The sequence below is a fragment of the Verrucomicrobiia bacterium genome (genome assembly GCA_035577545.1).
Taxonomy (GTDB): domain Bacteria; phylum Verrucomicrobiota; class Verrucomicrobiia; order Palsa-1439; family Palsa-1439; genus Palsa-1439.
Window position 1 is genome coordinate 46,454 of record DATLVI010000031.1, and the last position, 25,059, is coordinate 71,512.

24 protein-coding genes are annotated in these 25,059 nt (G+C 58.1%); 14 read left to right on the forward strand and 10 right to left on the reverse strand.

Annotated elements, in window-relative coordinates; all coding sequences use genetic code 11:
- Positions 1-83: 83 nt before the first annotated feature.
- Positions 84-983: a transglutaminase family protein gene (locus tag VNL17_10620; GenBank protein HXI84528.1), complete on the reverse strand. Its 900-nt coding sequence runs from the start codon at positions 981-983 to the stop codon at positions 84-86.
- 304 nt (positions 984-1,287) lie between these two features.
- Between VNL17_10620 and VNL17_10625 the strand changes: the two genes are divergently transcribed.
- From VNL17_10625 to VNL17_10685, 13 genes are all read left to right on the forward strand, one after another.
- On the forward strand, positions 1,288-1,716 hold the full coding sequence (locus tag VNL17_10625) for a DUF948 domain-containing protein (protein HXI84529.1): 429 nt from the start codon (positions 1,288-1,290) through the stop codon (positions 1,714-1,716).
- On the forward strand, positions 1,709-1,990 hold the full coding sequence (locus VNL17_10630) for a YtxH domain-containing protein (protein ID HXI84530.1): 282 nt from the start codon (positions 1,709-1,711) through the stop codon (positions 1,988-1,990). Before VNL17_10625 ends, VNL17_10630 begins: the two co-directional genes overlap by 8 nt.
- A 75-nt stretch (positions 1,991-2,065) precedes the next feature.
- Entirely contained in the window at positions 2,066-2,878 is an 813-nt protein-coding gene (locus tag VNL17_10635) for an alpha/beta hydrolase (protein HXI84531.1), read from the forward strand.
- Between the two features lie 114 nt (positions 2,879-2,992).
- Entirely contained in the window at positions 2,993-5,296 is a 2,304-nt protein-coding gene (locus VNL17_10640; GenBank protein HXI84532.1) for a glycosyltransferase family 4 protein, read from the forward strand.
- 13 nt (positions 5,297-5,309) lie between these two features.
- Positions 5,310-6,764, forward strand: a complete 1,455-nt coding sequence (locus VNL17_10645) for a glycoside hydrolase family 130 protein (protein HXI84533.1) — start codon at positions 5,310-5,312, stop codon at positions 6,762-6,764.
- 43 nt (positions 6,765-6,807) lie between these two features.
- Positions 6,808-7,914 carry a hypothetical protein gene (locus VNL17_10650; protein HXI84534.1) on the forward strand — a complete coding sequence of 369 codons (1,107 nt, stop codon included), beginning with the start codon at positions 6,808-6,810 and terminating at the stop codon, positions 7,912-7,914.
- Between the two features lie 104 nt (positions 7,915-8,018).
- Positions 8,019-9,506, forward strand: coding sequence for an ice-binding family protein (locus tag VNL17_10655; GenBank protein HXI84535.1), 1,488 nt, complete (start codon positions 8,019-8,021; stop codon positions 9,504-9,506).
- 396 nt (positions 9,507-9,902) lie between these two features.
- Entirely contained in the window at positions 9,903-10,712 is an 810-nt protein-coding gene (locus VNL17_10660; GenBank protein HXI84536.1) for a BON domain-containing protein, read from the forward strand.
- 81 nt (positions 10,713-10,793) lie between these two features.
- On the forward strand, positions 10,794-10,943 hold the full coding sequence (locus VNL17_10665) for a lmo0937 family membrane protein (protein ID HXI84537.1): 150 nt from the start codon (positions 10,794-10,796) through the stop codon (positions 10,941-10,943).
- Between the two features lie 36 nt (positions 10,944-10,979).
- Complete coding sequence (locus VNL17_10670) at positions 10,980-11,192, forward strand: DUF3185 domain-containing protein (protein HXI84538.1); 213 nt, start codon at positions 10,980-10,982, stop codon at positions 11,190-11,192.
- Between the two features lie 67 nt (positions 11,193-11,259).
- On the forward strand, positions 11,260-11,646 hold the full coding sequence (locus VNL17_10675; protein HXI84539.1) for a hypothetical protein: 387 nt from the start codon (positions 11,260-11,262) through the stop codon (positions 11,644-11,646).
- A complete protein-coding gene (locus VNL17_10680) occupies positions 11,591-13,042 on the forward strand; it encodes an ATP-binding protein (protein HXI84540.1) in 1,452 nt (483 codons plus the stop codon). Before VNL17_10675 ends, VNL17_10680 begins: the two co-directional genes overlap by 56 nt.
- Complete coding sequence (locus tag VNL17_10685) at positions 13,039-14,484, forward strand: sigma-54 dependent transcriptional regulator (GenBank protein HXI84541.1); 1,446 nt, start codon at positions 13,039-13,041, stop codon at positions 14,482-14,484. Before VNL17_10680 ends, VNL17_10685 begins: the two co-directional genes overlap by 4 nt.
- Before the next feature lie 418 nt (positions 14,485-14,902).
- Here VNL17_10685 and VNL17_10690 read toward each other — a convergent pair whose 3' ends face one another.
- A complete protein-coding gene (locus VNL17_10690; GenBank protein ID HXI84542.1) occupies positions 14,903-16,228 on the reverse strand; it encodes an NAD(P)/FAD-dependent oxidoreductase in 1,326 nt (441 codons plus the stop codon).
- 132 nt (positions 16,229-16,360) lie between these two features.
- Here VNL17_10690 and VNL17_10695 point away from each other — a divergent pair, with 132 nt between their 5' ends.
- Complete coding sequence (locus VNL17_10695; protein HXI84543.1) at positions 16,361-16,645, forward strand: hypothetical protein; 285 nt, start codon at positions 16,361-16,363, stop codon at positions 16,643-16,645.
- A gap of 66 nt (positions 16,646-16,711) precedes the next feature.
- Here the strand turns inward: VNL17_10695 and VNL17_10700 are convergent, their stop codons facing one another.
- The 8 genes from VNL17_10700 to VNL17_10735 form a co-directional block, all read right to left on the reverse strand.
- Entirely contained in the window at positions 16,712-16,939 is a 228-nt protein-coding gene (locus VNL17_10700; protein ID HXI84544.1) for a hypothetical protein, read from the reverse strand.
- A gap of 118 nt (positions 16,940-17,057) precedes the next feature.
- On the reverse strand, positions 17,058-17,972 hold the full coding sequence (locus VNL17_10705; protein ID HXI84545.1) for a DUF4388 domain-containing protein: 915 nt from the start codon (positions 17,970-17,972) through the stop codon (positions 17,058-17,060).
- Positions 17,973-18,038: 66 nt separating this feature from the next.
- Positions 18,039-19,298 carry an MFS transporter gene (locus VNL17_10710; GenBank protein HXI84546.1) on the reverse strand — a complete coding sequence of 420 codons (1,260 nt, stop codon included), beginning with the start codon at positions 19,296-19,298 and terminating at the stop codon, positions 18,039-18,041.
- Positions 19,299-20,084: an RluA family pseudouridine synthase gene (locus tag VNL17_10715; GenBank protein ID HXI84547.1), complete on the reverse strand. Its 786-nt coding sequence runs from the start codon at positions 20,082-20,084 to the stop codon at positions 19,299-19,301. It lies immediately after the preceding gene.
- A gap of 82 nt (positions 20,085-20,166) precedes the next feature.
- On the reverse strand, positions 20,167-21,081 hold the full coding sequence (locus VNL17_10720) for a carboxypeptidase-like regulatory domain-containing protein (GenBank protein HXI84548.1): 915 nt from the start codon (positions 21,079-21,081) through the stop codon (positions 20,167-20,169).
- 10 nt (positions 21,082-21,091) lie between these two features.
- Positions 21,092-22,222, reverse strand: coding sequence for a hypothetical protein (locus VNL17_10725; protein ID HXI84549.1), 1,131 nt, complete (start codon positions 22,220-22,222; stop codon positions 21,092-21,094).
- The gene (locus VNL17_10730; protein HXI84550.1) at positions 22,219-23,997 is read right to left on the reverse strand and encodes an ABC transporter ATP-binding protein; all 1,779 of its coding nucleotides are present in this window, start codon (positions 23,995-23,997) and stop codon (positions 22,219-22,221) included. Before VNL17_10730 ends, VNL17_10725 begins: the two co-directional genes overlap by 4 nt.
- Positions 23,994-25,025, reverse strand: coding sequence for a quinone-dependent dihydroorotate dehydrogenase (locus VNL17_10735; protein HXI84551.1), 1,032 nt, complete (start codon positions 25,023-25,025; stop codon positions 23,994-23,996). The genes VNL17_10730 and VNL17_10735 overlap by 4 nt, the downstream gene beginning before the upstream one ends.
- Between the last annotated feature and the right edge of the window lie 34 nt (positions 25,026-25,059).

Genomic DNA, 25,059 nt, shown 5'->3' on the forward strand with positions numbered 1-25,059 from the left:
GGGGCATTTCAGTAGAAAATATCTCACCGACTGGAGAGGGTGATGGCAAATGACAAAGAAAAACAGACGCGGCGTCAGTTCTGTCAGTCAAACCGGATCGTCGGGGTGCCATCGAGGCGTTTGGATAAATCAACAGGGTCACCAACGGAAACTTCTTCGGGATTCACTTGATAGGCCCAGATTTCAAAAAAGGTGAGTCTGGCCTCGCCGTAAATGGTCCCAAACGCGCCATCCACGGCATCCAACCCGTGGGCAACCTTGACGCGTCCAATGCGCGGGACGTTGTAGCGCGGATCAAACGTGAACCACTCCTGCCCCAGGTAAACTTCACAATAGCCATGGAAATCCATCGGGACGCCCGGATCGACATGCGCGATGTCGGGCAGGTGTCCCGTCACGTAACGGGCGGGCAAGTTAAAGGCACGGCACAGCGCGATGGCCACATGCGCGAAGTCGCGACAGACGCCGTAACGCCGTTCGATCACCTCTGTAGCCGAAAGGTCAGTGCGTCCGGAACCGAAGCGGTATTCGATGTGGGTGTGGATCCAGTCGCAGATGGCTTGCACCCGCGGGAGGCCATGAGGGATCGGCCCAAAAAGGTTCCAGGCGAAATTCAGCAGTTTGTCGGAGTCGCAATAGCGGCTGGGTAATGTGTAGCGCAATAACTCCGTGGGCAATTCCGCCACCGGCACGACATCGACGGGTCCCTCGCGGTTGTCGGGCAGGGAAGAAACAGCGACCAGGGCATCATGACGAATATCGTTGCGCCCCGGCATGAGCATCGAGCGATAGATAATGTTGCCATGAGAATCCTGGAATTCATAGGACGGGAGACCGATCCCGAACGAGAGTTTCTCCTGGTACACGAGAACTTTGCCTTCGAGCCGCGGCTTCAGTACGAAAAACGCCGGGGTCGGCGCCGAGGTTTCATAGGCAAGATGGCAACCGACTCGGACGGTAAGATTCAGGGGAGCCCAATTCATGGGTCGCAGTTTGGGCCAACTCGCCAGACTTGGCCGGCACTCATTTGGTCAACGTCCGTTTCATTGGAATGCAAATCTTCGCGCCCACAACCAGACCTTCGATCTTTCGTACTCACCGTGTGACATTCGCTCGAATCAGTCCATACGGCAAAACCCTACCAAGGATTCTGGTTGGTAGGGTTTTGCCCCATAGCCGCGGACCAATACAGACCGTAACATTGCTGGCGATGATGAATGCAAAGGCGACCTCTCCAGTGAATGACCTCGATAATCTGTCGGGGCGTGAGGGGAAGGGGTGACATAAATGTCGGCTGCGTTACAGGTGGCTTTGTTCGTTGCCTCGCTTGCTTTCGTTGTCCTGGTTGTCTGCCTGATTCCCGTCGTTTTCCAGGTGCAGCGTAAGTTGGAGCAACTGGTGATTACCCACGCGGAATTGAATGAAAAGCTTCAGGTTCTCGTGGAGGACAGCCATAAGATGGTGCGAAGTGTGACGGAGCTCTCAAAGCGGGCCACTGAGGAATTGGACGAAGTGAGTCGCATGGTACAGACCGCGCACCGGTGGACGGAGCGGGTAGACCGGCTCGTGGACGAGGTCGGATCGGCGATTGAGCCGCCCGTGCATTCGGTGGTTCGGAACATGAACCTGTTCCGAACCGGAGTGACAACATTTTTGCAGGTCCTACTGCATCGAAATCAGCATAACCAAACAAAGAAGGAACAAGATCATGACTGAGAACAATTCATATCCGGTAGGGGGTTTTCTGGCGGTATTTGCTATCGGCGCGCTCGCCGGGGCGGGGATTGCCCTCCTCTACGCACCGCGTTCGGGTGAAGAAACGCGAAATTTGATCGCCGCCAAGGGCCGGGAGCTCAAGGGTAAAGCGACGGATGCCCTCGGGGATGCCAGGGACTACATCGACGGCAAGAAAGCGGAGATTGCCGCCGCCGTCGAAGCTGGCAAGGAAGCGATGCACGAAGAGCGAGCCAAGCATCAGAAGCACGCCTAGTCGAACAGGCACTTGTTCCGGGCGGCGAGTTGTGCTAACCGGACACCGGCTGGCTGTCCTCGTACAGGAGCGCACATGCGAATGATTGTGAACGGCATCGCCATGAACTACACCGACGAAGGGCGTGGCGTGCCGTTGCTCTTCGTGCATGGGTTCCCTCTCAGTCGGGGTGCCTGGCAGAAGCAAATCGACGCGCTCCGATCATCCTATCGGGTCATCGCGCCCGATCTGCGCGGATTCGGCGAAAGCGAAGCCGGGACTGGCGCGATCTCGATGGCGCAATACGCCGACGATCTTCACGCACTGCTCCAACAACTCACGACAGGACCGGTGGTGCTGATCGGCCACTCCATGGGTGGTTATGTTTCGTTCGCCTTCCTGCGTCAATACCCCGAGATGGTCCGCGGCCTCGTGTTGGTCAGCACGAAGGCGGGCAAGGATACCCCCGAAGCTGCCGCAGCACGACGCGCAACGGCGGAGAAAGTGCAGGCCAGGGGCGTGGAGGTTGTTATCGAGGCGATGGCGCCCAGGATGCTCGCGGGGGACAATCATGATCAGGCCATGGCGGAGCAGGTGCGTGGATTGATGGCGCCATCCAAACCCGCGGGAGTGATCGGTGCCTTACTGGGGATGGTGGAGCGACCGGATGCAACGGCAGAGTTGCCCCGGATTTCTGTGCCGACCCTGGTCGTCACCGGCGCTGATGACGCGCTCATTCCTCCGACGGAATCGGAAAAGCTGGCCCAGACGATTCCGGGCAGTCAGTTGAATATTGTTGCGCACGCGGGTCACCTCGTCCCATTCGAGCAGCCGGACGAGTTCAATCACATGATCGACGAGTGGTTGGACCGCGCGGCCTTTCCCGTCCCTGTCCGTGAGTTGCGGTGACCGTGCTTTCGGTTGTCACAGTCTCTTCACCACGGCTGCGTTGACCTCATTTTCAAAGAGTACGTCCAATCGTCCAGGGTAGGGTTTTACCGTATACAAGAGAGACGGTGCCTGGTGTACAATCCCACGGGCAAATTTGTGGACAAACCCTCTCAGATTCGAAAAATCGCATTTCTCGGCAATTATCTGCCGCGAAAATGCGGCATCGCCACGTTCACAACCGACCTGCTTACCGCTGTGGCCACAGAGCACCCACAAACGCAGTGCTTTGCGGTACCGGTCAATGACCTGAAGAGTGGTTATGAATACCCCGATGTTGTCCATTTCGAGATTGAGGAGCAGGATTTATCGTCCTACCAGCGTGCGGCGGACTTTCTCAATATTGGCAATGTGGACATCGTCTGCTTGCAGCACGAGTTCGGAATTTTTGGCGGACCGGCGGGCAGTCATGTGTTGGCATTGCTGCGCGAGCTGAGAATGCCTGTTGTCACGACGCTTCACACGGTACTGCGTGAGCCGAACCCCGATCAGCGGCGCGTGATGCAGGAATTGATTACCCGCTCGACGCGGCTGCTGGTTATGGCTGATCGGGGACGGCAGATGTTGCAGGAGATTTACCATGCGCCGCCAACCAAGATCGATCTCATCCCGCATGGCATTCCCGATATCCCTTTTGTCGACCCGAACTATTACAAGGACCAATTCGACGTCGCCGGGCGGGTTGTTTTACTTACGTTTGGATTACTTTCGCCGAACAAGGGAATCGAGCATGTGCTCAACGCGTTGCCGCAGATTCTGGCGGAGTTCCCGAACGTGGTTTACATCGTGCTGGGCGCCACCCATCCGAACGAATTACGCGAAGAGGGCGAGGCCTATCGTCTCAGCCTCGAACGCCTGGCCAAAAGGAACAAAGTCCAGAAGAACGTCATCTTCTACAACCGGTTTGTGGAACTCGATGAACTCAAGGAGTTCATCGGCGCGGCGGACCTGTACATAACGCCCTACCTCAACGAAGCGCAGATCACGTCGGGCACGCTCGCCTACACCTTTGGCGCTGGCAAAGCGGTCGTCTCGACTCCTTACTGGCACGCGACTGAATTGCTCGCGGAAGATCGCGGCGTGCTGGTGCCGTTCGGGGACGCGAAGGCCATTGGGCGGGAGGTGATCGGTTTGTTGCGCGACGATACCCGCCGGCACACGATGCGCAAGAATGCCTACAAGCTCGGTCGCGATATGGTTTGGAGCAACGTGGCCCGGCTTTACATGCGCTCCTTCGAACTGGCGCGGCTGGAGCGCGCGGTGTTATCCCGAAAATCGTTTGCCACCAAGACGCTCGACCAGCAACCGCGCGATCTGCCGGAGTTGAAGCTGGATCATCTGGCGCGGATGACCGATTCCACCGGCCTTTTTCAGCATGCCATCTTCACCGTGCCGAATTTTTCCGAAGGCTACTGCACGGACGACAACGCGCGCGCCTTCATTCTCGCGGTTCTCCTGGATGAGATGGAAGAGGAGCCGGAGCGCATCCGCACCATGGCCACGACCTACGCGGCTTTTCTGCATCACGCGTTCGACCCCAAGACGAAGCGTTTCCATAACCACCTGAGCTTCGACCGTCACTGGCTTGATGAACAAGGTTCGGAGGATTCCCATGCCCGGGCGCTCTGGGCGTTGGGTATGGGCGTGGGACGCTCGCCCTATCGGAGTTTTCAAGTCATGTCCGGGCAGATCTTCGCGGAGGCGCTACCGGCGGTGACCGCGTTCACGTCACCGCGTGCCTGGGCTTTCAGCCTCCTCGGGATTCACGAGTACTTGCAACGTCTGAGCGGGGACCGATCTGCCAGCCAGGTCCGTGACACCTTGATCACAAAGCTCATCGAGTTGTTCGACCGCGCGGCACAGCCAGACTGGCCATGGTTTGAAGACGTGCTCTCCTACGATAATGCCAAGCTCGCACATGCTTTGATTGTGAGCGGGAGAGCAACGGGGCAAAAACCGGTGTTTGAGCGCGGACTCCAGACGTTGCGCTGGCTTGCAGAGGTGCAAACCGCGGAGAGCGGCGATTTCCGTCCCATCGGCAGCAACGGATTTTATCAGCATGGCGGGCCGCGCGCGACCTTTGATCAACAACCCATCGAAGCGCAGGCCATGGTGTCCGCCTGTCTTGAAGCCTATCGGTCCACAGCGGACGCGTGGTGGTACACCGAAGCTGAGCGCGCCTTCGACTGGTTTTTCGGTTGGAATGATCTCGGCCTGGAAGTCTACTCCCCCAGCACCGGCGGCTGCCGCGATGCGCTGCACGTGGATCGCGTCAACCAAAACCAGGGCGCGGAGTCCAGCCTGGCCTTCCTGCTCTCCCTCGCGGAAATGCGGCTCATGCAAAACACGGTCACCGCCTTCAATCACCCGGTCTCCTAGGCGCAAACAGTTTATGATGGCCACCAACGTCCAACGCACCAATGTTATCCTGAATCCGGATCGTTCCCGGGTGTTACTCCGCCCATTCCTTCTGACGAACGACCGGCGGGCGGTTAATCTTTGCGCGCAGATCATGGCGATTCCCGAAAATGCGGTGCACCCGCTGTTGGAGGAAGTGATGGCTGAGTTTGGCGAGCGCCATGTGAAAATCGACGAGTACCTCCGGCGGCGCTTTGAACGGGTCCGGCCCTCGTTGCCCGCTGGCGCGAATGTGTCTGAAGAAAGGAAATTGTTGCTCGGTGCGTATTTCAGCCACGAATATTCGCTGGAAGCCGCCGCCCTGTTCAATCCCTCCATCGTGCCGCACCCCGACCAGTCGGATCTTCCACCCGGCTCATTACGATTCATTCTCAGCCTGCGGGCCACCGGCGAAGGGCACATTTCATCGATTACTTTTCGCACCGGCTTCCTGGATTCCGTTGGCAACATCACCATCAACGCCCCCACGCGTTACTGCTTCGAACCGGCGCAAATGCCCAACGCCTCGTACGAGAAAGCGTTGTTCGATCGGAAGCTTCATGAACTGGGTCTGGCCGGCGACTTCAGCCGTCAGGCGCTCCAAGGCCTGAACGATACATTCACGCTGGAAGAGTTGCGCAACAGCGTCCTGGCGACCGTGAAACATCTTCGGGCCCGTGACGAGGAACGACAATCCGCGGCGCGCAAAATCCTGACACTGGCCCAATCGAATTACGAAGTGCAATTTGCGACGGATTCGCGCTTGTCCGAACGCGTGCTGTTTCCCACCACCCCGTCGCAGAGCAACGGGATCGAAGACGCCCGCTTTGTCCTCTTTACCAATGAGGACAGCACGCAGACTTATTACGCCACCTATACCGCGTATGATGGCAAATTGATCCTGCCGCAATTTATTGAGACATCCGATTTTCTCCATTTCAAATTCACCACGTTGAACGGTGCGGCGGTGCAGAACAAAGGCATGGCGCTCTTTCCGCGAAAGATCAACGGTCGCTACGCCATGCTCGGGCGCCAGGATTCGGAAAACCTCTACATGATGTTTTCCGATCACTTGCATTTCTGGCAGACCGCACAACTTCTCTTGAAGCCGAAGTTTCCGTGGGAATTCGTCCAAATGGGCAACTGCGGCTCCCCGATCGAAACCAGTGCCGGCTGGCTCGTGCTCAGCCACGGCGTCGGGCCGATGCGAAAGTATTGCATCGGCGCGTTCCTGCTCGACCGGGACGACCCGACCAAGGTCATCGGCCGGCTGCGCGAGCCGCTGATCAAACCCAACGAAAACGAGCGCGAAGGCTACGTACCGAATGTCGTCTATTCCTGCGGCAGCCTGCTGCGCGGCCATCATCTGATCATCCCCTACGCGATGTCCGACTACGCCACCACGTTCGCCACGCTCTCCCTCGACGACGTACTGGCCGCGATGGAATAAGCGCCACGTTGTGGTCGCATGAAACACGGTAGGGTTTCACCCCATGGCACCGACTGTCGGCTCTGGCGTACATTTTAAGCGCGTGACGAAGATCCCAAAAAGACGATATAACATCAGCGCAGTCGCGCTGATGGGTCTGCTGGGCGGAGTGCTGGCCATGGCAATCGTCGCCAAAGCCTCCGATCCACTGGAAGATGTGAAGCGGTTCAGTGATTTTCCGGCGACCGATCTCCGTCATGTGATCGACGGCGACATTCTCGGCGCCCGCGGTTCATTGATGAACTCTCCCAACGGACTCTCCACACAGACGTGTTTCGTGGCACCGGAGGCGGCGGAGGAGACGGTCCGGCGATTGTTGACCTGGGATCCATTGCCGCACGAAGCGCTGAATGTGTTCGCGTATCAGGCAGTGCACGCGCCGTGCGCCGCCACAGACTTTCAAGTCCTCAATCTGAAGTCCAGTCAGGGCGCTATCCACTGGCTGTTGGACAAGACCCTCGCCACCACTGCCGATAAATCCGATCTCAATTTAACACGAGCCGAGGCGCAACAACTGGCCAACTGTGCGAAGAGCAATCCTGATCCGCAAGACATCGGCGCCTGTTGGGGTGAGTTGTTGCGGGCGCGCGCTGTGGCGTTTCAGCGGGAGGGATTTGACGGTCTATTACCCTACGAAGCCAATGGAGCGACGGTGTCACCCGCGACACAACTGCGCGAGATGTTGCGCGAGAAGCCGGCAGTGGCCCTTCAGTTTGCGACATTGCTGCGACAGAGCGGGCTGCTCGGCGACCCGCAGGGTGAGTTGCTCACACCAACGCTGTACTGGACTCTGTTCACAGCCAACCACCACGCGACGCTAAGCCTTGGGGCCATCTATGTATTGCCACAAGGCGACCACTACCAACTCCTGGACGCGCAGTATTATGTCAGCGGCAAATACTACGCCGCCGCGACGCTGTCCGAGATCTGGCCGATGCGCATCGGCGAAAAGTCGGGAGCGTTGGTATGGCGCGGTGATTTCGTTGCCGCGCCGACGCTGGCCTTTGCCAAGGGAGTTGACCGGATCCTTTACGGCGCGATCCTGCTTCAGGAGGTCAAGAAGGTAGTCCGCTGCTTCCAGGATGACCTGAAAGTAGAACAGCACCCCTAGGGCACAGCCGCGCACAGTAGGGTTCCACCTAATAGCATGCGGTCCGCCCAGTGCGTAACGTATCTCCAACCCAAAGATGTAACAACAGAAAGATCTGAAGCATAATGAAAGTAAATAAGACAAACTATCCGCTGACATTGGTAACGAACCGAACGAAACGGATCCTAACGGGCCTTGCCCTTGCAGGGGCCGTGATGTTCCCGCGCGCTGACGCGATCGCCAAGCAGGGTGGGACGAGTATTCTCCACTTCAATTTCACGTCGGTCATGACGAACAGCGGCGTCGAACCTGATGCCAGCGGCAACGTCACCGGTAAACTCAGCCAACAGGGGAACGCCAATAACCAACAGCTCAAGATTTCGCTGGCCAACCTGAGTCCCAGCACGACGTATCAGTTGGACGCCTTCATCGGCGATGACACCAACTCAACGAGCGTGGCGGAGTTCACCACGGATTCGAAAGGCGCCTTTAAGGTCACGTATGTGAAAAAGGCCACGGGAAACCCCAGTCCCAGTCAGCATCCTCTCCCGGACGCGCTGAACCCGCTCAGAAACGTCCGTGAACTGGACATCGTCAATAGCAGCACGCAGACGGTTCTGCAGGCGGATCTGACCGATCCGAACAAGCTGCAGTATTTGGTCAAACGTGACCTGGATAATACCGGGTTTATTCCCGCCGCGGTCGGGTCGCTGCAGATCAAGGCCACTACGACCTCTACCCAGTTTCAGTTGACCGCTTCGGGATTGACCCCGTCGACGGACTACGTGCTAACAATTAATGGAAACGCTGCTCAAACGAATTCCACAGACAGTTCGGGCAACCTGAAGCTGACGGCCCTGCCTCCGGGTGCGCCGAACGTGCTCGATATCCACGCGCTGGCACTGACAGATCTTGACGGCAACCTCATCCTGACAGCCGGCGGCGGAAGTGGCGGAGTGGGAATCCCAACGGAAGGTCAAGCGGCGGTAGCCCTTCGATCGGCCAATTCCTTCGCGGCTTTGGCGGGCTCCACGGTCACCAGCGTCGGAACGACCACGAACAACGGGGATCTTGGGGTGAGCCCCGGCACTTCAGTGACTGGATTCTTTATCGTTGATGCCGGACCGGGGATTGTGACCGGCGCGGTCCACGCGGGCGATCCTGCCGCTGCCCAGGCGCAACTCGACCTGACCACCGCGTTTAACGATGCCAAGGGACGAACCGTCGGCGCAGTCACTGTAGCCGGAAATCTCGGCGGGCAAACCCTCGCCCCGGGTCTCTATAAATCCACTTCCTCGCTCGAAATCTCGTCCGGGGACCTCACGCTCGACGCCAAGGGCGACGCGAATGCGATCTTCATCTTCCAGATGGCGACCACCCTGACTACGACGGCGGGACGCCAGGTGATCCTGAGCGGCGGCGCGAAGGCGGCCAACGTTTTCTGGCAGGTCGGCAGTTCTGCGACTCTGGGAACAACCTCTGTGTTTAAGGGGACCGTCATGGCGGATCAATCCATCTCGCTGACGACCGGCGCAACGCTGGAAGGCCGGGCACTGGCACGGGTTGGCGCGGTTACTATGGACAACAACACCATTACAGTTCCCACCCCATAGATCTGGGGATGGAAAAAAGTCCCATGGACGAAAGAAGGTGATGGCAAATGGCAAAGAAAAGCAGAGGCGGCCGAATGACGGCAGCCAAAGGTCGCGCGGCGAAGGGCCGTGGTGGAAAAGGGATGGTCAAAAACCGTCCCGCCGGTCGCAGTATCATGAAGACGTAGCGACTACCTAACGTCAGAAGCAAAACTCGCAACGCGCCGGGATGGATCATCTGTCTCGGTGCGTTGCCTTTGCCCTGTGGAACGACCGGCCCCGCCGTTAATGGGCACACATAAAGGATAGGCGAACGGCAGTGAGCCATCGAGGTAGGGTTCTGCCTTATAGCAGACAATCCGCTCGTCGCGTAGCGTACTCTCAACCCAAAGTAGTAACAACAGAAAGATGTTAAGTATGAGGAAAGTAATTAAGACAAACTACCCGTTGGCGCTCGCCATGGCTGCGGGAGTTCTGGCATTCACCGCCGTGCTGGTGTTCACCAGCGGGCCTGTGCGCGCATCCGAGACGGATGATCGCATCGACGCATCGTTCAAGAAGACCTACGTGTATAAGACGTATCTGAAGGACGAACATATCAAAATCAGCTCCAAAGACGGAGTCGTCACCTTGTCGGGCGCCGTGGCCGACGCGTCGCACAAGCCGATGGCGCAGGACGTCGCCGAAGCGTTGCCGGGCGTTACGAGCGTGGACAATCGGATCAAAGTCACCGGAGAGAGTCCGGCCGAGAGTTCGGATACATGGATCAGTATGAAAGTGAAATCCGCGCTCCTGTTCCACCGCAATGTGAGCGCTTCGGCCACGGAAGTTTACCTGAAAGATGGAAACGTCACGTTGAAAGGCGAAGCCGCCACTGATGCCCAAAAGGAACTCACTACCGAGTACGCCAAGGACGTCGATGGTGTCAAAAGCGTGAAAAATGAAATGACGGTGGCGACGACCCCGGCGAAGGTCGACGAAACAATCGGCCAAAAAATCGATGATGCGTCGATCACTGCCCAGGTCAAGGGATCGTTGTTGTCACACCATTCAACCAGTGTACTCAACACCAAGGTCACAACAACCGAGGGCGTGGTCACGGTGGGTGGCACAGCCAAGAACGATGCCGAGAAGGCTCTGGTTACCAAGCTCGTCACGGACATCAACGGTGTGAAGAGCGTGGTCAACAACATGACCATTGAAGCGACCGTATCCAGTAACAAGTAGACATTAACTCATTGCCGGCTGGTGAAGAGGTCATGATTGCCCGCACCGGTCGGTAGTGAATCAAACCAAACGGAGAATCACATGTTGTACACAATCGCGGTAGTACTAATTGTTCTATGGTTGCTGGGACTGGTGACCAGTTACACGATGGGCGGGTTTGTTCACGTGCTGTTGGTCATTGCCGTGATCATGATCCTGGTCAATGTCATTCAGGGCCGAAGGCCCATATAAGCCACAGTCAATCGAAGCAAAGAAACTGGAGATCTCATGAATACAAAGATGATCGCAATGATCCTGGTCGCCCTCGGCATCGTGGTGCTCGCCTACTCGGGCATCACGTACAAGACCCCGGGTAAACCCATCGAATTCCTCGGGGCGCACATCGAGACCACCCACAGCCACTTCATCCCCCCGATTGCTGGCGCGCTCATGTTGGCCGGTGGACTCGTGTTGCTTGTAGCCGGCCCCAAAAACGCCTGAGTCGTCGGGGGGACCGGGGGTTGATTACATGGATGTTATCAACCCTCCACTCCCAAAGTAGGCTTCTGTGGCGACCAATCAGATCCGACGGGAGGAATTCGGCCGGTTGCTCAACAAACCATACGAACTCGCCTGTGCGTTGTTGGATTGCGAGGCATTCCAATCATGGCACACACCGTCCCGCGACGAGTGGGGTGACGTGTTGGCCGCGATAGGAAAGATGATGAAACAGTACGACTGGCCGTTATATGAAGCCACCCGTGACAGCGACGATGCGTCCGCCACGCACACGGGCTTGATGTTAAACTCCCTCCACAAATTGCTAGCTGCATTTCATGGCCATGATGTGAGATCCGTGCCGTCGCCGGGGCAGTGGGGCGACATCATGCGGGTGGTGGATGAAACTGCCGAGCGTCGCGCCGTGGTTGATCAAGCGGCGAAACTCCAAGGTTGACGACTTGCCCTCGATCCGTCATTTGCGTCTGGGTGTGTTTGACTTCCTGCTGCTGGTGGCGCTGAGCGTCATCGGCTGGGAGGCCTATGAGACATTTCAAGCCGTTCAGGTGGTCGGCGGAAACGTGCGGACCGATGAGTATTTTGTGGTGGCCGATCATCTCCAATCGGCCGTAGAGGAGTTAAACGGTGCGCTGTTGCGTTATGTCGTCCGGGGCGAGCGAGCGGATTGGGATGGATTCCAACTCAAGAGCCGGGCCTTGAAAGTGTGGATCGCCCAGCAAAGGTCCACCTTCGCCGGAGCCAAGGTCATCCAGATCCAGCCGGTCATGCTCACGACTGACTTGAACACACTGTTAATGAATATCGAGCGTGCGTTCGATGATTACATGGTGACAGCCCAGAAGGTGTCCCCCGCTACAGGTCTCGCGGCCAATCAGGACCAGAAACTGACCAACCTGGAGCTGGTGCAAACTCAGTCGCTGCGTCTCGCGGTTCTCGGTAGCCAGGCACGCGCAGAAGGACAAACTATCCAATTGTTCTTGAGCGGATCAAAACCATGGTTTCCGGCATTTCGTCGTTTGATGCGCGTGTCCTTGCTGGTGATGGCTGGGATGCTGGCGTGGTTGATGATGGTGCTATATCGACGTGTCGTGTCGCCGCTGCGCTCGAAGCTGAGCGATAGCGATGCGATCGTTGAAGGGCAAAGGAAGCTGGTCACCTTCGGCAAGCATGCAGCGGGCGTTGCCCACGAAATCCGCACCCCGCTGACGACTATCAAGGCCCGGATTTTCACCCTGCAAAGAACCCTCATCCGCGGCTCATCCGAATACCAGGACGCCACCATCATCGACAACGAAATCAACCGGCTAGATCGAATCGTGACGGATTTCCTCATCTTGTCCCGGCCGGCAACCCCGAATCTCGTGCCAATGTCCGCCGAGACGCTTCTGAGCGACGTCAGCGAACTCTTCCGGCCACAGTGTGAAAAACAGTCTATTCAGTTGCGGACCGAGGCCATGGTGGACGCGCCCTTTCTCGCCGACACAGGGCAGTTGAAGCAGGTGCTCATCAATCTCGTCCGCAACGCCGCCGAGAGCATCGGCAAGGGCGGCATGATCACCTTGCGCGCCCGCCGTGACACGTGTCGGCTGAACGATCACTTTACCGATGTGGTCATACTGGAAGTTCAGGACACCGGCCCTGGCATTCCGCCGGCAGTGCAAGCTCGATTGTTTGACCCCTTCTTCACCACGAAGGAACACGGCACGGGATTGGGCCTGTCTAACGCCGCTGCGATTATTGATAAGCACGGTGGCACGCTCGTGATTCGTTCCCAACACGGTCGAGGAGCGACCTTCGGCATCGTACTGCCCTGCCATAAACCGACCTCATGAATTCTCCAGCGACCATCTTGATTATTGAAGACGACCAGGAGCTCGCCCATTCGGTCGAAAACGTGTTGCAACAGGAAGGCTACACGGTCGAGATCGCTCCAAGTGCGGACGCCGGCCTGGTCCGTGTCGGGAAAATCCCCGTGGACGTCGTTCTCACTGATCTGCAACTGCCCGGCGCGGACGGGATCGATGAGAAAGCCGGGCTCGACCTCATTCACAAACTCCACGCCGTCAACCCGCATCTGCCGATCATCGTCATGACCGCGCACCACACGACCGAGACCGCGATCGAAGCGACCCAACTCGGCGCTTACGACTACTTCCTCAAGCCGTTCGACTTTGCGCGCCTGATCGAGTTGATCGCCAGGGCTGTCGCCAGCGCGCGTTTCGTTTCCCACCCCGTTGAACTTGGCCAGGCCACTTCCGCCAAGGACGCGCTGGTCGGCAACAGCCTCGCTATGCAAGCCGTCTATAAAGACATCGGTCGCCTCGCCGACAAGCCCATCACCGTTCTGATCCGCGGGGAGACAGGCACCGGCAAGGAACTCGTGGCGCGCGCGATCTTCCAACACAGCAACCGCCTCGCCCAACCGTTCATTGTCGTCAGTTGCGTCACCATCCCCGAGACGCTGCTGGAAAGCGAACTGTTCGGCCACGAACAAGGCGCTTTCACCGGTGCGGTCGCCCGACGGATCGGCCGCTTCGAACAAGCCAACCTGGGCACGGTCTTTCTTGACGAGATCGGCGATATGACCCCGAAAAGCCAGGCGAGTCTGTTGCGCGTGCTCCAGGAAAAAACCGTCCAACGTCTCGGCGGCAAGGAAACGATACCGGTCGATGTACGCATCATCGCCGCCACGCACCGCGACCTGGAGCAGGCCATCAAGGACAACAGTTTTCGCGAAGACCTGTACTACCGACTCAACATCGCCGTGATCATGCTGCCACCGTTGCGTGATCGGCGTGAAGACATCCCCGATCTGACCCGTTACTTCCTCCAACGACACGGCACCGATCTCGGCACACCCAACGCGACGATTTCCGACGACGCGCTCCAGTTTCTTCAACAGCAATCCTGGCCTGGTAACGTCCGCGAACTGGAAAACGTCACGCGCAAAGCGCTGCTGTCGGCGCGTGGCTACAACATCGGCCTCGACAATGTCCGTCAAGCCCTGACCCCGACTGAACCGCCGCACCCCACCACCGACCAGTCGATGGCGGCCTACGTTTCCGAGTTGCTCCAGCGGGCTACGCACGGCGAATTTGAAAACGCCCACGGCGTGTTGGTGGAGGCCGCCGAACGCGAGTTGTGTGTACAAGCCATGGCCCTGGCCGAAGGCAACCAAGCCAGGGCCGCCCAGTGGCTCGGCATTTCGCGCCCCACGATGCGCGCCAAGTTGATCCAATACGGCCTGCACCCGGCCCATGAAGAGCCTGCGTAGTGCAGGAAAACAATCGGCCTTCCTCCTAAGTGTCAGTTCCAATTTAGTGAGGCTTTATCCCATAGATGATCTATAGCAATTGTCTGGTGACTGGATATTGACTGAGGTGCACAAGTCGAACACCTGTCACCCTAACTTGTCACCCGGCAGAAAAATCTCTGATGATTTCTGATGATTGTTGATGAAGGCGACCGATGCGACATCAACATGCTTGCCTTATTTTGCAGGGCTCTGATGACCGTTGAGGAGGAGTAAAGAATTTGACGGGTTTTTCTGGTTGACTTAGAAATCCGATGCTCTATCCAACTGAGCTACAGGCGCCCGGCTGGTCACTCCAGTGCTGGTAACCAAGCAAAATGTACTATGCCATTTTCGAGACAGGCCGCAAGCAGATACGCCAAGGAAGGACGAGTGGATATCATTCCGTAGCCTTCTCCAATTTTGGCGGTTCCGCTTCCTTGTGCGAAACGCCTTTCGTCCGCAGGGTCTGGAATTGGACCAGGTCTTTGTGGAACAGTAAATCCAGTGTCCAATCCAGCGCGACGCGGAACTTCTTTTCAAAGCGCGGCAGTTTGCTGAGGTAGATCGTCCGCCACATCCACCACGCAACGAAACCGGAGAACTGGAAACCAAACACCTCCGCCACGCCCGCGCGGCGTCCGATGCTCGCCATGGCCCCGAGCGTCTTGAAGCGAAACGCTTTTTTCTTTCCGCCGCGAATCGTCGCCACGATATTGTGCGCGAGCACCCGGCCCTGGCGCAGTGCGTGTTGGGCCGTGGGCGGACAGGTCTTGCCCGTGGTGAGATCGGGAACCGTCGCGCAGTCGCCGAGCGACCACACGCCCGGCCAGTCGGCGACCTCCAGGTACTCATTCACGCACACCCGGCCGCGCTCCTTCAGGCAGGGCAGTGCACCCAGGTGCGGGTTCGGGGAAGTGCCCGCCGTCCAGACGATGTTGAACGTGTCGATACAGTCGCCGTCGGTCAGTTTCACGCCGCGTTCGGTCACGCTCGCAACCTTGGTGTTCCCGCGGATCTCCACGCCGCGCATCTTCAACTTCTCCTGAGCGTAGCGTCCGAGTTTCTCGCCGAGCTCCGGCAGGATGACCGCGCCAGGATGCACCAGTACCAGCCGCAGCATGTCTTCCCGCAGGTTGGGATAGAAACGTATCGCTGCGCGCAGAAAATCGTTCACGGAGGCAATGGTTTCCACTCCGGAAAAACCGCCGCCGGCAACCACGATGGTCAGCAGCGGGTTGCGGTCCGCCGCACAGCAGTCGAAATCGGCCACTTCCAAATTTTCGATGAGTTTATTGCGCAGGTAAATGGCGTCGCCGAGCGATTTCATTGTCAACGCCCGTTGCTCCAGGCCGGGAATCCCATAAAAATTCGTCACAGTCCCCAGCGCCACCACCAGATGATCGTAGTCCAGATCGTGATGATGATGCTCCGGCCCGTGCGACACCCCCACGCGCTTCCTGGTGAGATCAATATATTCGACGTCGCCGTCGAAAAACTTCACGCGCCGCAGAAGTCTGCGAACAGGATTGACGATGTTGGTAATGTCGAGATCGCTCGCCGCCACTTCATGGAGCATCGGCGTGAACAGGAAGAAGTTCTCCTTGTTCACGAGCACCACGTCGGCGTTCAGGCCGCGCGCCAGGGCCTTTTCCAGTTCCAACGCGCAATACATCCCGCCAAAGCCGCCGCCAAGGATGATGATCTGCGTTTTCTTTTCGCTCATGGTGCAGCCACCTTTTGACGCCGTGCAGTTTACGAAGCCGACCCTCGGCATGATACCACGCCCCGAACCGATTCAAATGATTTTGGTTGCCGTCTTGCCGGGAGGCGCGGGTGTGTTCATAATCAGGCCATAATGGAATTGCAAACGGACGACTTCCAACACGAGATTGCCGCCGCGGTGAAGAGCTACGACAAGTTCGTGGTGTGCATGGAAAAGACGCCCGATGAATTTCTCAAGAGTCTGCAATCACTGATGGCCAAAGCGATCACGGCTTTCCAGAACCGCGCCCCCGGCCTGCGTCACGGTATCGCCCTGGATCGCCATGTGACCATCATGCTCAGTCAAAATGAAGACGCCCGCCCGCTCTGTGGAATCTATTTCAACCTGCACTCCCCGTTTCGCAAGAAGTCCGGCTAGCGCCGGGTCAACAGAGGCGTCGGTTCGGTTTTGGAACCTTTAGCTGGTGCAACGGTCTGAATTCGCTTATTGGTCGGCACGACTAAGCAGTACTAAATCGTAATCGGTGCTATCCTCTTCAACCAGTAAATCATTTTCATAGCGGAGAAGAAATCTTGGGCTATCACGGTAGCCTAACGCCTCACCTAGGGGCGTGCCCGGTACGACAATCGCCTCGACTACCGCCTTGGTCTTGCCATCTACCAGCACATGATCGCCAACGTTCATTGGCTGTCCATCCAAGTAATTAAACATGTGTTAGTTCCTCACCCTACTGCAAATCTCAACTTACAATAAGACCAAGGGGAAAAGAGGTCCGTTCGTTTTTCGTAATCATGTCCTTCATCCGTGCCGTCCGACGCTATTTCCGATTTTAGAACGTCACAAAGCCGCGCTTCATCAACCCCAGCAGGCACGTGTAGGCCTCGAAGTCCGTGCCGGGAAAACTGTCGATCACGGTCTCCAGCGTTCCGTTGTGCAGGATGAGCTGGAACAATTGAATCTCTTCGGTGGCGAGATCGCGGAGGTTGCCGGGCATTTGTTCCGTCGCTTTCAATCGCGTTCCGGGCCGCGGCAATTTGGGTTCAAGGATGTGGATTTCGTCCAGCTGGCGCAGCCCTTCCAGCATGAGCGATGTCGTGCTCTCGGTGATCTCCTCCGTTACGCTGTGATCGCCAATTGGTTGCAGATCAAACGTTCCCTCCTTCCAGCGGAACATGCGATAAAACGCTTTGTACAGCCGCACCAGCGGATTGCCTTCAATCTCGGCGTAATAGACCTGGCCGTCGCGCAGGTAAATCTTGCCGATCCCCTGGTCGGACCGAATCGTCAACACGCCGCTCTTGCGGGAACTGGAGAAGAGTTGCAGCAGATCGGGCAGCGGCATCTCGTGGATCGAGCCGGAGATAAGCGGCGAAAGCGCGGTGGGCGCGCCGGCAGGTGCCGGCGATCCCGTCACAATTCGGGGCAGCGGTGGCCGCGACCCGACTTCACTGACGGAAGCCAGTTGCATGGTGGATGAGCCAATAACGATTTTGTCGCCCTCCTGAAGTTCCATGCTGCGGATCCGCACGCCATTTACGAAGGTACCGTTTCTGGAGGCCAGGTCCTCAATCATGACCCGGCCCTTGTGGGTGGAGATTTTCGCGTGCTTGCGCGAGATCTTCTCGTCGAGCAACAAAAGATCGGCATCGTTGACACGACCGATCACGATGGTCAAATCCGGCGGCAAAGGAAACTCACGGCCCTGGTCCTTGCCCGCCACGAAACGGAGGACGTATTGCAGCATTCGTTCCTGTACGGTTCTGTCGCGCGGCTGTCCGCAGCAAAACTCTACCCAGACCCGGCAGTGGGGTCAAGCTACTGTGCCCGTCGCCGCCGATTGTTTTCGCGTTTGCACCATCACCCCGGCCAGCACCGCCACCACCATTGACCCCACACCCAGCCAGAAGAAGACTGATGGCGCCGAGGTGCGACGAAAGAGATCCGTTCCAAACTGCAGCCAGAACGCCACGATCATGGTGGCCGAGGTCAACATTCCCCGCGCCGCAAACACGGCGCCCCGCCGCGCGTCTTCGACCTGCGCCTGGAGCCGGGCATCAAAGTAAATCAACATGGTTGCGATAACCCCGCCAAGCACGACGATGCCGATTGTGGCAATCCAGATGCGCACGGTAAGCGCCAACATCATGAGCGCGCCACCCATGATGACCAGGTGGGCCACAGGGAACCAGGTCGATTTTGTCCAGCGGTGTTCCGTACTCAATGACCCAATACCCGCGGCCGCGCCCGCGCCACCAGCCAGGGCCAGGTAGCCGACCTGGCTGGTGGTGAGTCGCAAGGTGTCCATCGCGTAGCCGACGAATACCACCGCCAGAATGCCGACGATAAACATGAAGACACCATTCAACATCACCAACGGCGTGGCCGTGGGATGCGTCCACAAGTATTCAAGACCAATTCGCAATTCAGTCCAACCGTTGCGGGTCCCGGGATATTGGGTCGCGGTCGTCGCATGGGGCACCATCCGGATCTTCCAGAGGAATCCCGCGCTGACCAGGCACATTGCGACGTTGGCCAGCACGGTCGTCAGCACCCCCACTTTTTCGGCGATCAATCCACCGAGGGTGATTCCGCCCACGGTGGCGAGTGCCAGAGTGATGCCAAAAATCGTATTCGCGTGGACAAGTTCATCCGTGTCCACCAGATTCGGCAGCAATGCGGAACGCGCGGCCAAATAAAATGTCGCGATGATCCCCAACACGCCTGTCATCCAGTAAACCAACTGCAGCCCGCGATTCTCAACCTGGCCCGATAACAGGGGAAGCAGCCAAAAGGCGATCGCGAGCACGACCACTGCACGGATGACATCACTAACAATCAATACACTGCGGCGTTGCCACCGATCCAGGACCACCATCACCAGGGGACCGAAAAGCAGGCCCGGCACGGCAACTGCAAAAGAGAGCTTGGCGATCTCGACACGTTTGTCGAAGTGCTGATGTTTGTACAGCACTTCCACCAATCCCATGCGCATCAACCCGTCACCGAGGGTCAACGCAATTTGTGAGGACAGCAACCACAGAAAGCGGGCGTTCCGGATCACCGCTCGCATTTAGAGATTCTCCTCGATGAACACCCTCATGTCGTCGGGTAAGCGAGCTTGAAAGGCGCAGGGCTGCTGGGTGCGCGGATGAAGGAACGAAACGCGCTCGGCGTGCAGCGCGTGCCGTGGCAACAATAGTTTCTCCAGCATTTCGGTCGTCACACCCTGCTCGATGAATTGCAGATACAGCGTCTCGTCCGGCCCGTACACCTTGTCGCCCACGATAGGGTGACCGAGCCACGCCATGTGCACACGCAGTTGGTGTGCCCGTCCGGTGCGCGGCATCAACCTGACAACCGTGAAATGACGCAACCGCTTCTCAATAGCAAAGCGCGTCAGGCTGGGCTGGCCAGACGCGCCATCCACCATGCGCTTCGTGTAGACAACAGAAGTTTCGCTCACTCCAATCGGTTGATCGATCACGCCGCTTTCCTCCGTAAACTCACCCTGGCAAATCGCGATGTATTCCTTCTCAATCTCGCGTCGCAAGACCGCTTTGCCCAGAGTTTTCGCCGCACTCTCGTTCTTCGCGACAACCACCAGCCCGCTGGTTTCGCGATCGAGACGGTTGATCATGCGCGGTGTTGGCACCCCGTGTTCCCGTAGCCATTCCGCAAGCGAAGTGTGCTCGGGCCGTTGCGCCGAATGGCAGACCATTCCGCCCGGCTTATCGACCACGAGCAGCTCGTCATCCTCGAAGATGACCTGGGGCGCGGCGTTGGCTATCGTGTGCACGGCGGATGTTAGCTGCTGCGAGGAGAGGCTGGCAATGAAAAGCGCCGGGGCCGGATACATTAGCGCAGAGACTTTGAGCGAGTTCAGAGCAAACGAACCGGGTGGTTTCCAGCAGACAGCCATTAACCTTTACGGTTAATTCTCAATGCATTGACGTTGTCGCCGCCTTATTGCCCACGCTCAATATACTGTCAGCGGTGCTCAACGTACGCTGCTCGATGCCCCATCGCCCAACAAAGGCCCGCACGGCGTAGCGGTCAGCTGGCAAGTCGTAGATCGCGTACTTGCCGTTGCCATCGGTCTTCATCCCGACGAACACACCCGTCGTCTGACCGAGGAATTGAATAAGAGCACCGGCCAACACATTGCGATTCGCATCCTTCAATATTCCGCCCGAGGTGAGCTTGTGCATCGGCTGATGCCACAGAATCTGCACCGTATTGGTATGCCTTGTAGTCATCAACGGAAGCGAGACCACGCGTTCGTCGAAGTACTGGCCATCCTGATAGATCAGACGTGCGGTTTGCTGGTAAACCGATAACTCGGGGATGATAAATGTACCGTCGGCCGCGACGTCCACCACCATGTCATTCACTTCAACCGTGAAATTTGTGAGGGCGGCCGTACCGTTTGTGACTGAGATATTGCCTGCCAGTGTCGCCGCCGGTCCGGCGCGAAAGATCACTTGATCAGTCGGATTCAGCTTACTCAGCCTCACGGTCTCCTTCAACGGCGTCACATAACCGACGGGCAATTGGAGGACGCGCAAATGTCCTTCCAGTTCGCCTGGCAGGCCATCAAACTCGTAGTGGCCGTTCACATCGGCATTTGTAGCGACAAATGTGGTTAGGTCGTTGGTCTTCGAGGCCAGCGGAACATAGTAGAGCTGAACTTCCACGTTCGAGATACCGCTAGAAGTGATACCGTCAATGACGCGACCGGACACACGATAGCTTGCCCCCGTCTGCGCGGTCACTTGGATTGCCCCCCAAATCAGCACGCTCGCCACTGCGCCCAAGATACGACAACTGAATGAACACAGAATCCGTCTTCTCATTGCGACTTCCTCATCTCACGCCGGCTCTTTCCAGAATGGACTGCAAAACTTTCGGCGCGGCGAGTTTCTCCTCTGCCAGCTTCCGTGCAGCCGCGCTGTGGGCAGCGTAATCGGCATTGATTGACTCAATGCCCTGCGCCGCTTCCTCAAGGGTCGTGAACGTAAGCAACCCTTTGCCGATCGGGAAGTGCTTGCCGAAGCCTGTGTCCTGCACGAGCGCAGGCCGACCGGAGGCAAGATAACACACGGTGCGGTCGCTCAGCCAACCGCTCTGTGATTTCACGTAGCCGTGCTTGGCCACACTGAACTCCGCGCGCGATCGCTGGACGTAGGAACGAAAGCCGTCGCGTCCATTCGCCGCTTCGTGAGGATTCACCAACTGCCAATTGTTCTTCCGCAACGCCGCGAGATCATCCGTCTCGGTCTCATGGATCAGCAGCGCCAACTCGATGGGCTGTGGCGTCCTGCGGGGCAGCTCGATGAACTTCAGGAATTCACCGTTCTTCGGGCCGTATACCTCGTCTTTCCACACGGCATACTGGCCGCGCCACTGGCCAACCGTCGTGAAGTTCGCCGCGTTGGTATCGGTTTGCACGGGCCAGTATTCCAGCGCAACGGGTGGCATGACCGGCTGCCATTCGATACCGCGCAAGGGAATGACAAAATCGTGCTGCCCGATATTAAGGCCGACGGTGAAGAAGAGGTTGTGCTTGCTGAGATCCATGTCCCACTCGTGCGCCCAGATTTGCGTGAAACCAGGATCAAGGTCGAAATACGCGCGGCGCTGGATGCGACGCAGCAGCTCGTCGTTCTTCAAGGAGCCGCAAAGATTGATCAACAAAACTGCATCACCGCAAAGCGAGTGCAGCAAGCCCTCGGTCATCCCAAAAACCTCGCGGTTGTCGTAGAGAACCGCCCAGTTTTCCCCGAACCCGAATTCTTCGCACTGTGCGCGAAATCCATCGACCATCTCGTCGAGCGAGCGTTGGGCGCCTTTCTTCGATGGACCGAGAACATCGAGCCAGAACGGCTCGAAACCCAGCGCCCGTAAACCCGCGAGGTAATGCAGGTTGAGCCACTGCATCCCACCCCCTTCGAGATAGCCTGCGCCCCACGCGCTGGTGACGATAACCTTCTTCAATGTGTCGACGCTCCGAACTGCAGTTCGCACACCCGCGCGTAATGTCCACCGCGTGCCGCCAACTCGTCGTGCCGGCCGCGTTCAACGATTTGCCCATCCTCCATGACAAGCAGCAAATCCGCCTGCCGCACGGTCGATAACCGATGTGCTACCACAAACACCGTCCGCCCCTGCCGCAAGCGTTCCAAGGAACGCAACACCGCCGCCTCCGTCTCGGAATCGAGCGCGGCGGTCGGTTCGTCGAGAATCAGTATCGGCGAGTTCTTCAGGAACGCCCGCGCCAGCGCGAGACGTTGCCGCTGTCCGCCAGAAAGCGTCACCCCACGCTCGCCAATCGGCGTGTCGTACCCCTGCGGCATCGCCCGGATGAACTCGTCGGCCTCGGCCGCTCGCGCCGCCTCGATGATTTCGTCCAGCGTCGCCGCCGGCCGACCGTACGCGATGTTGTCGCGCACGGCGGTCGAGAACAACACCGGCTCCTGCGGCACGATGCCGATCTGGCGCCGCAACGACCGATACTGAAACTCGCGAATATCCTGCCCATCGAGCAATACGCGGCCTTTCTGCGGATCGTAAAAACGGAGCAACAGGCTGAGCAGCGTCGATTTCCCCACCCCGCTCGGCCCCACAAGCGCGACCACCTGACCGGGCCGCGCTTCGAAGTCGACACCCTTCAGGACGGGATGGTCCGAAACGTAACCAAACCACACGCTCTCGAACCGTATAACGCCGTCGCAGCGGGTGAGCGGTCGGGCGCCGGGCGTGTCGCGAATCGTCGGCTTCGTTTCGAGGATCTCGACGACGCGGCGGAATGGCGTGAGCGCGCCCTGGACCGCCGTAGCGATTCCGCTAATCGTGCTCATTGGCCCGTAGAGCATCCCGACGTACGTGATGAACACGAGTAGTTCACCGATGCTCAGCCGGCCCGCCAGCACTCGTTGGCCGCCGACCCAAATCATTGCGGCTGTGCCAACCGCCGTGATCAACCCGACAACAAACGACGACATCACCTGCACGTTCGTCATGCGCACATTGGCGTCCACACTTTGCGCCGCACCCGTACTAAAGCGCCGCACCTCGTCTTCTTCGCGCGCAAACGCCTGGATGGTGCGGATGGCCGACAGCGACTCCTGGATCATCGCGCTAACCTTGCTTTCGCGCGTGTGGTACTCGGTCGAAACGTCCGTCATCAACCGATTGTAATGTTTGATGGTCAGGGCCAGCGCGGGCGCAACGGCCAGCGCCAGCAGCGTCAGCACGACGTCAAAGCGCAGCATGATGATCATCATCCCGGTCAATGTCGCAATGGACGACACCAACGGAATGAGGCCGCCGTTGAAGATTGTCTGGATGGAATACGTGTCCCACGTCACGCGGTAAATCGAATCGCCGACTGCGCGGCCGTCATGGAACACCAGACTCAGTTTCTGGAGGTGTTCATACACGCGGAACCGCAACTCCTGCGTCATCCGCAGTCCCGCGCGCACAAGATACGTCGTGCTCCACGCGCCCAACCCGCCGCGCACGACACCAATGAACAGCAGCGCCAGGCACACGACGAGCAACGCCACCGGCTTGTTGTCAGCAAATCCCGCCAACGACGACGGCATGGGCGTCGAACCAAGAATGCTATCAACAATGATTTTTAATGGCCACGGCTGCAGCAGGCTCGCAGCGATGCTGAACAGCGTCAGCACCAGCCCCGCCAGCGCGGCGCGCTGCTGGCCCCGAATCAACGACCAGGCGTGCGGCCAAAGTTTTAGCGTGTCGTTCATTCCGTTCCCACGGCTTCGGCAATACTCCCAAATCCATCGCGTGCTAGCAATCGCAGCAATCCGCGATTGATGTTTCGCACAATGGCGGGACCTTCGTAGATCATCCCCGTCCATACTTCAACCAGGCTCGCGCCCGCGCGGATTTTCTCGTAGGCATCTTCCGCCGTGAAAATGCCACCGACACCAATGATCGGGAGCTTGCCCTGCGTTTGACGTGAGACGCGACGAATACATTCAGTGGCCCGCACTCGCAACGGGGCGCCGCTCAATCCGCCCTCCGGCGGCGTCGGATGATCGACGGTTGTATTCGTCGCGACAATACCGGCGATTCCGTGTTTCTGGACCAGAGTAATCACGTCATCGATTTGGTCAAAAGTCAGGTCGGGCGCAATCTTCAAGAGGATGGGGATTTCTTCGTGAAACTTGGCCAGCAAGCCATCGAGCATTTCCTTGTCCTGTAACTTTCGCAAGCCGGGTGTGTTGGGTGAACTGACATTAATGATAAAAAAATCCGCGCGGTCATGAAGCTTCTGGAGAGTGGCGGCATAGCTTTCGCCGGCACGTGCCAAATCCACCTCACGGTTTTTCCCGACATTGACGCCGATAGGGATGCGGTGCGGGGGGGGCCGAATGCGTGCCGCGATCGCGTCGGCACCGTCATTATTGAATCCCATACGATTGATAAGCGCGCGCTGCTCGGCCTGTCGAAAGAGTCGGGGCGGTTCTGTGCCGGGTTGCGCGCGGGAAGTCACGCTGCCGATCTCAACAAAACCAAACCCCAACGCCGGCCAGAGTTCCAACCCGAGCGCGTTCTTGTCGTAGCCCGCGGCCAGTCCAACGGGATTCGGAAATTCAATCCCAAACACCGTTTGGCGAAGCCGCCGATCCTCCACCACAAAAAGACTCTCGACGGCATCACAAGCGATGCGGTAGCGGCCCAGTGAAGCGGCAAGGTTCAAGGCCCGCTCATGGGCAGCTTCGGGATCGGCCTGGAAGAGCCAGGGACGCACCAACGCCTTGTAGAACATTCTGCTACCATGGCAAATTGGCTGGGCGCTTGCT

Excerpts from the sequence above, each read along its gene's own strand:
- VNL17_10630 (HXI84530.1), top strand. The coding sequence starts at position 1,709 with ATGACTGAGAACAATTCATATCCGGTAGGGGGTTTTCTGGCGGTATTT.
- VNL17_10715 (HXI84547.1), bottom strand. The coding sequence starts at position 20,084 with ATGTATCCGGCCCCGGCGCTTTTCATTGCCAGCCTCTCCTCGCAGCAG.
- VNL17_10690 (HXI84542.1), bottom strand. The coding sequence starts at position 16,228 with ATGAGCGAAAAGAAAACGCAGATCATCATCCTTGGCGGCGGCTTTGGC.
- VNL17_10700 (HXI84544.1), bottom strand. The coding sequence starts at position 16,939 with ATGTTTAATTACTTGGATGGACAGCCAATGAACGTTGGCGATCATGTG.
- VNL17_10620 (HXI84528.1), bottom strand. The coding sequence starts at position 983 with ATGAATTGGGCTCCCCTGAATCTTACCGTCCGAGTCGGTTGCCATCTT.
- VNL17_10730 (HXI84550.1), bottom strand. The coding sequence starts at position 23,997 with ATGAACGACACGCTAAAACTTTGGCCGCACGCCTGGTCGTTGATTCGG.
- VNL17_10710 (HXI84546.1), bottom strand. The coding sequence starts at position 19,298 with ATGCGAGCGGTGATCCGGAACGCCCGCTTTCTGTGGTTGCTGTCCTCA.
- VNL17_10705 (HXI84545.1), bottom strand. The coding sequence starts at position 17,972 with ATGCTGCAATACGTCCTCCGTTTCGTGGCGGGCAAGGACCAGGGCCGT.
- VNL17_10650 (HXI84534.1), top strand. The coding sequence starts at position 6,808 with ATGGCACCGACTGTCGGCTCTGGCGTACATTTTAAGCGCGTGACGAAG.
- VNL17_10645 (HXI84533.1), top strand. The coding sequence starts at position 5,310 with ATGATGGCCACCAACGTCCAACGCACCAATGTTATCCTGAATCCGGAT.
- VNL17_10680 (HXI84540.1), top strand. The coding sequence starts at position 11,591 with ATGAAACTGCCGAGCGTCGCGCCGTGGTTGATCAAGCGGCGAAACTCC.
- VNL17_10635 (HXI84531.1), top strand. The coding sequence starts at position 2,066 with ATGCGAATGATTGTGAACGGCATCGCCATGAACTACACCGACGAAGGG.
- VNL17_10695 (HXI84543.1), top strand. The coding sequence starts at position 16,361 with ATGGAATTGCAAACGGACGACTTCCAACACGAGATTGCCGCCGCGGTG.
- VNL17_10685 (HXI84541.1), top strand. The coding sequence starts at position 13,039 with ATGAATTCTCCAGCGACCATCTTGATTATTGAAGACGACCAGGAGCTC.
- VNL17_10665 (HXI84537.1), top strand. The coding sequence starts at position 10,794 with ATGTTGTACACAATCGCGGTAGTACTAATTGTTCTATGGTTGCTGGGA.
- VNL17_10655 (HXI84535.1), top strand. The coding sequence starts at position 8,019 with ATGAAAGTAAATAAGACAAACTATCCGCTGACATTGGTAACGAACCGA.
- VNL17_10625 (HXI84529.1), top strand. The coding sequence starts at position 1,288 with ATGTCGGCTGCGTTACAGGTGGCTTTGTTCGTTGCCTCGCTTGCTTTC.
- VNL17_10735 (HXI84551.1), bottom strand. The coding sequence starts at position 25,025 with ATGTTCTACAAGGCGTTGGTGCGTCCCTGGCTCTTCCAGGCCGATCCC.
- VNL17_10660 (HXI84536.1), top strand. The coding sequence starts at position 9,903 with ATGAGGAAAGTAATTAAGACAAACTACCCGTTGGCGCTCGCCATGGCT.
- VNL17_10670 (HXI84538.1), top strand. The coding sequence starts at position 10,980 with ATGAATACAAAGATGATCGCAATGATCCTGGTCGCCCTCGGCATCGTG.
- VNL17_10720 (HXI84548.1), bottom strand. The coding sequence starts at position 21,081 with ATGAGAAGACGGATTCTGTGTTCATTCAGTTGTCGTATCTTGGGCGCA.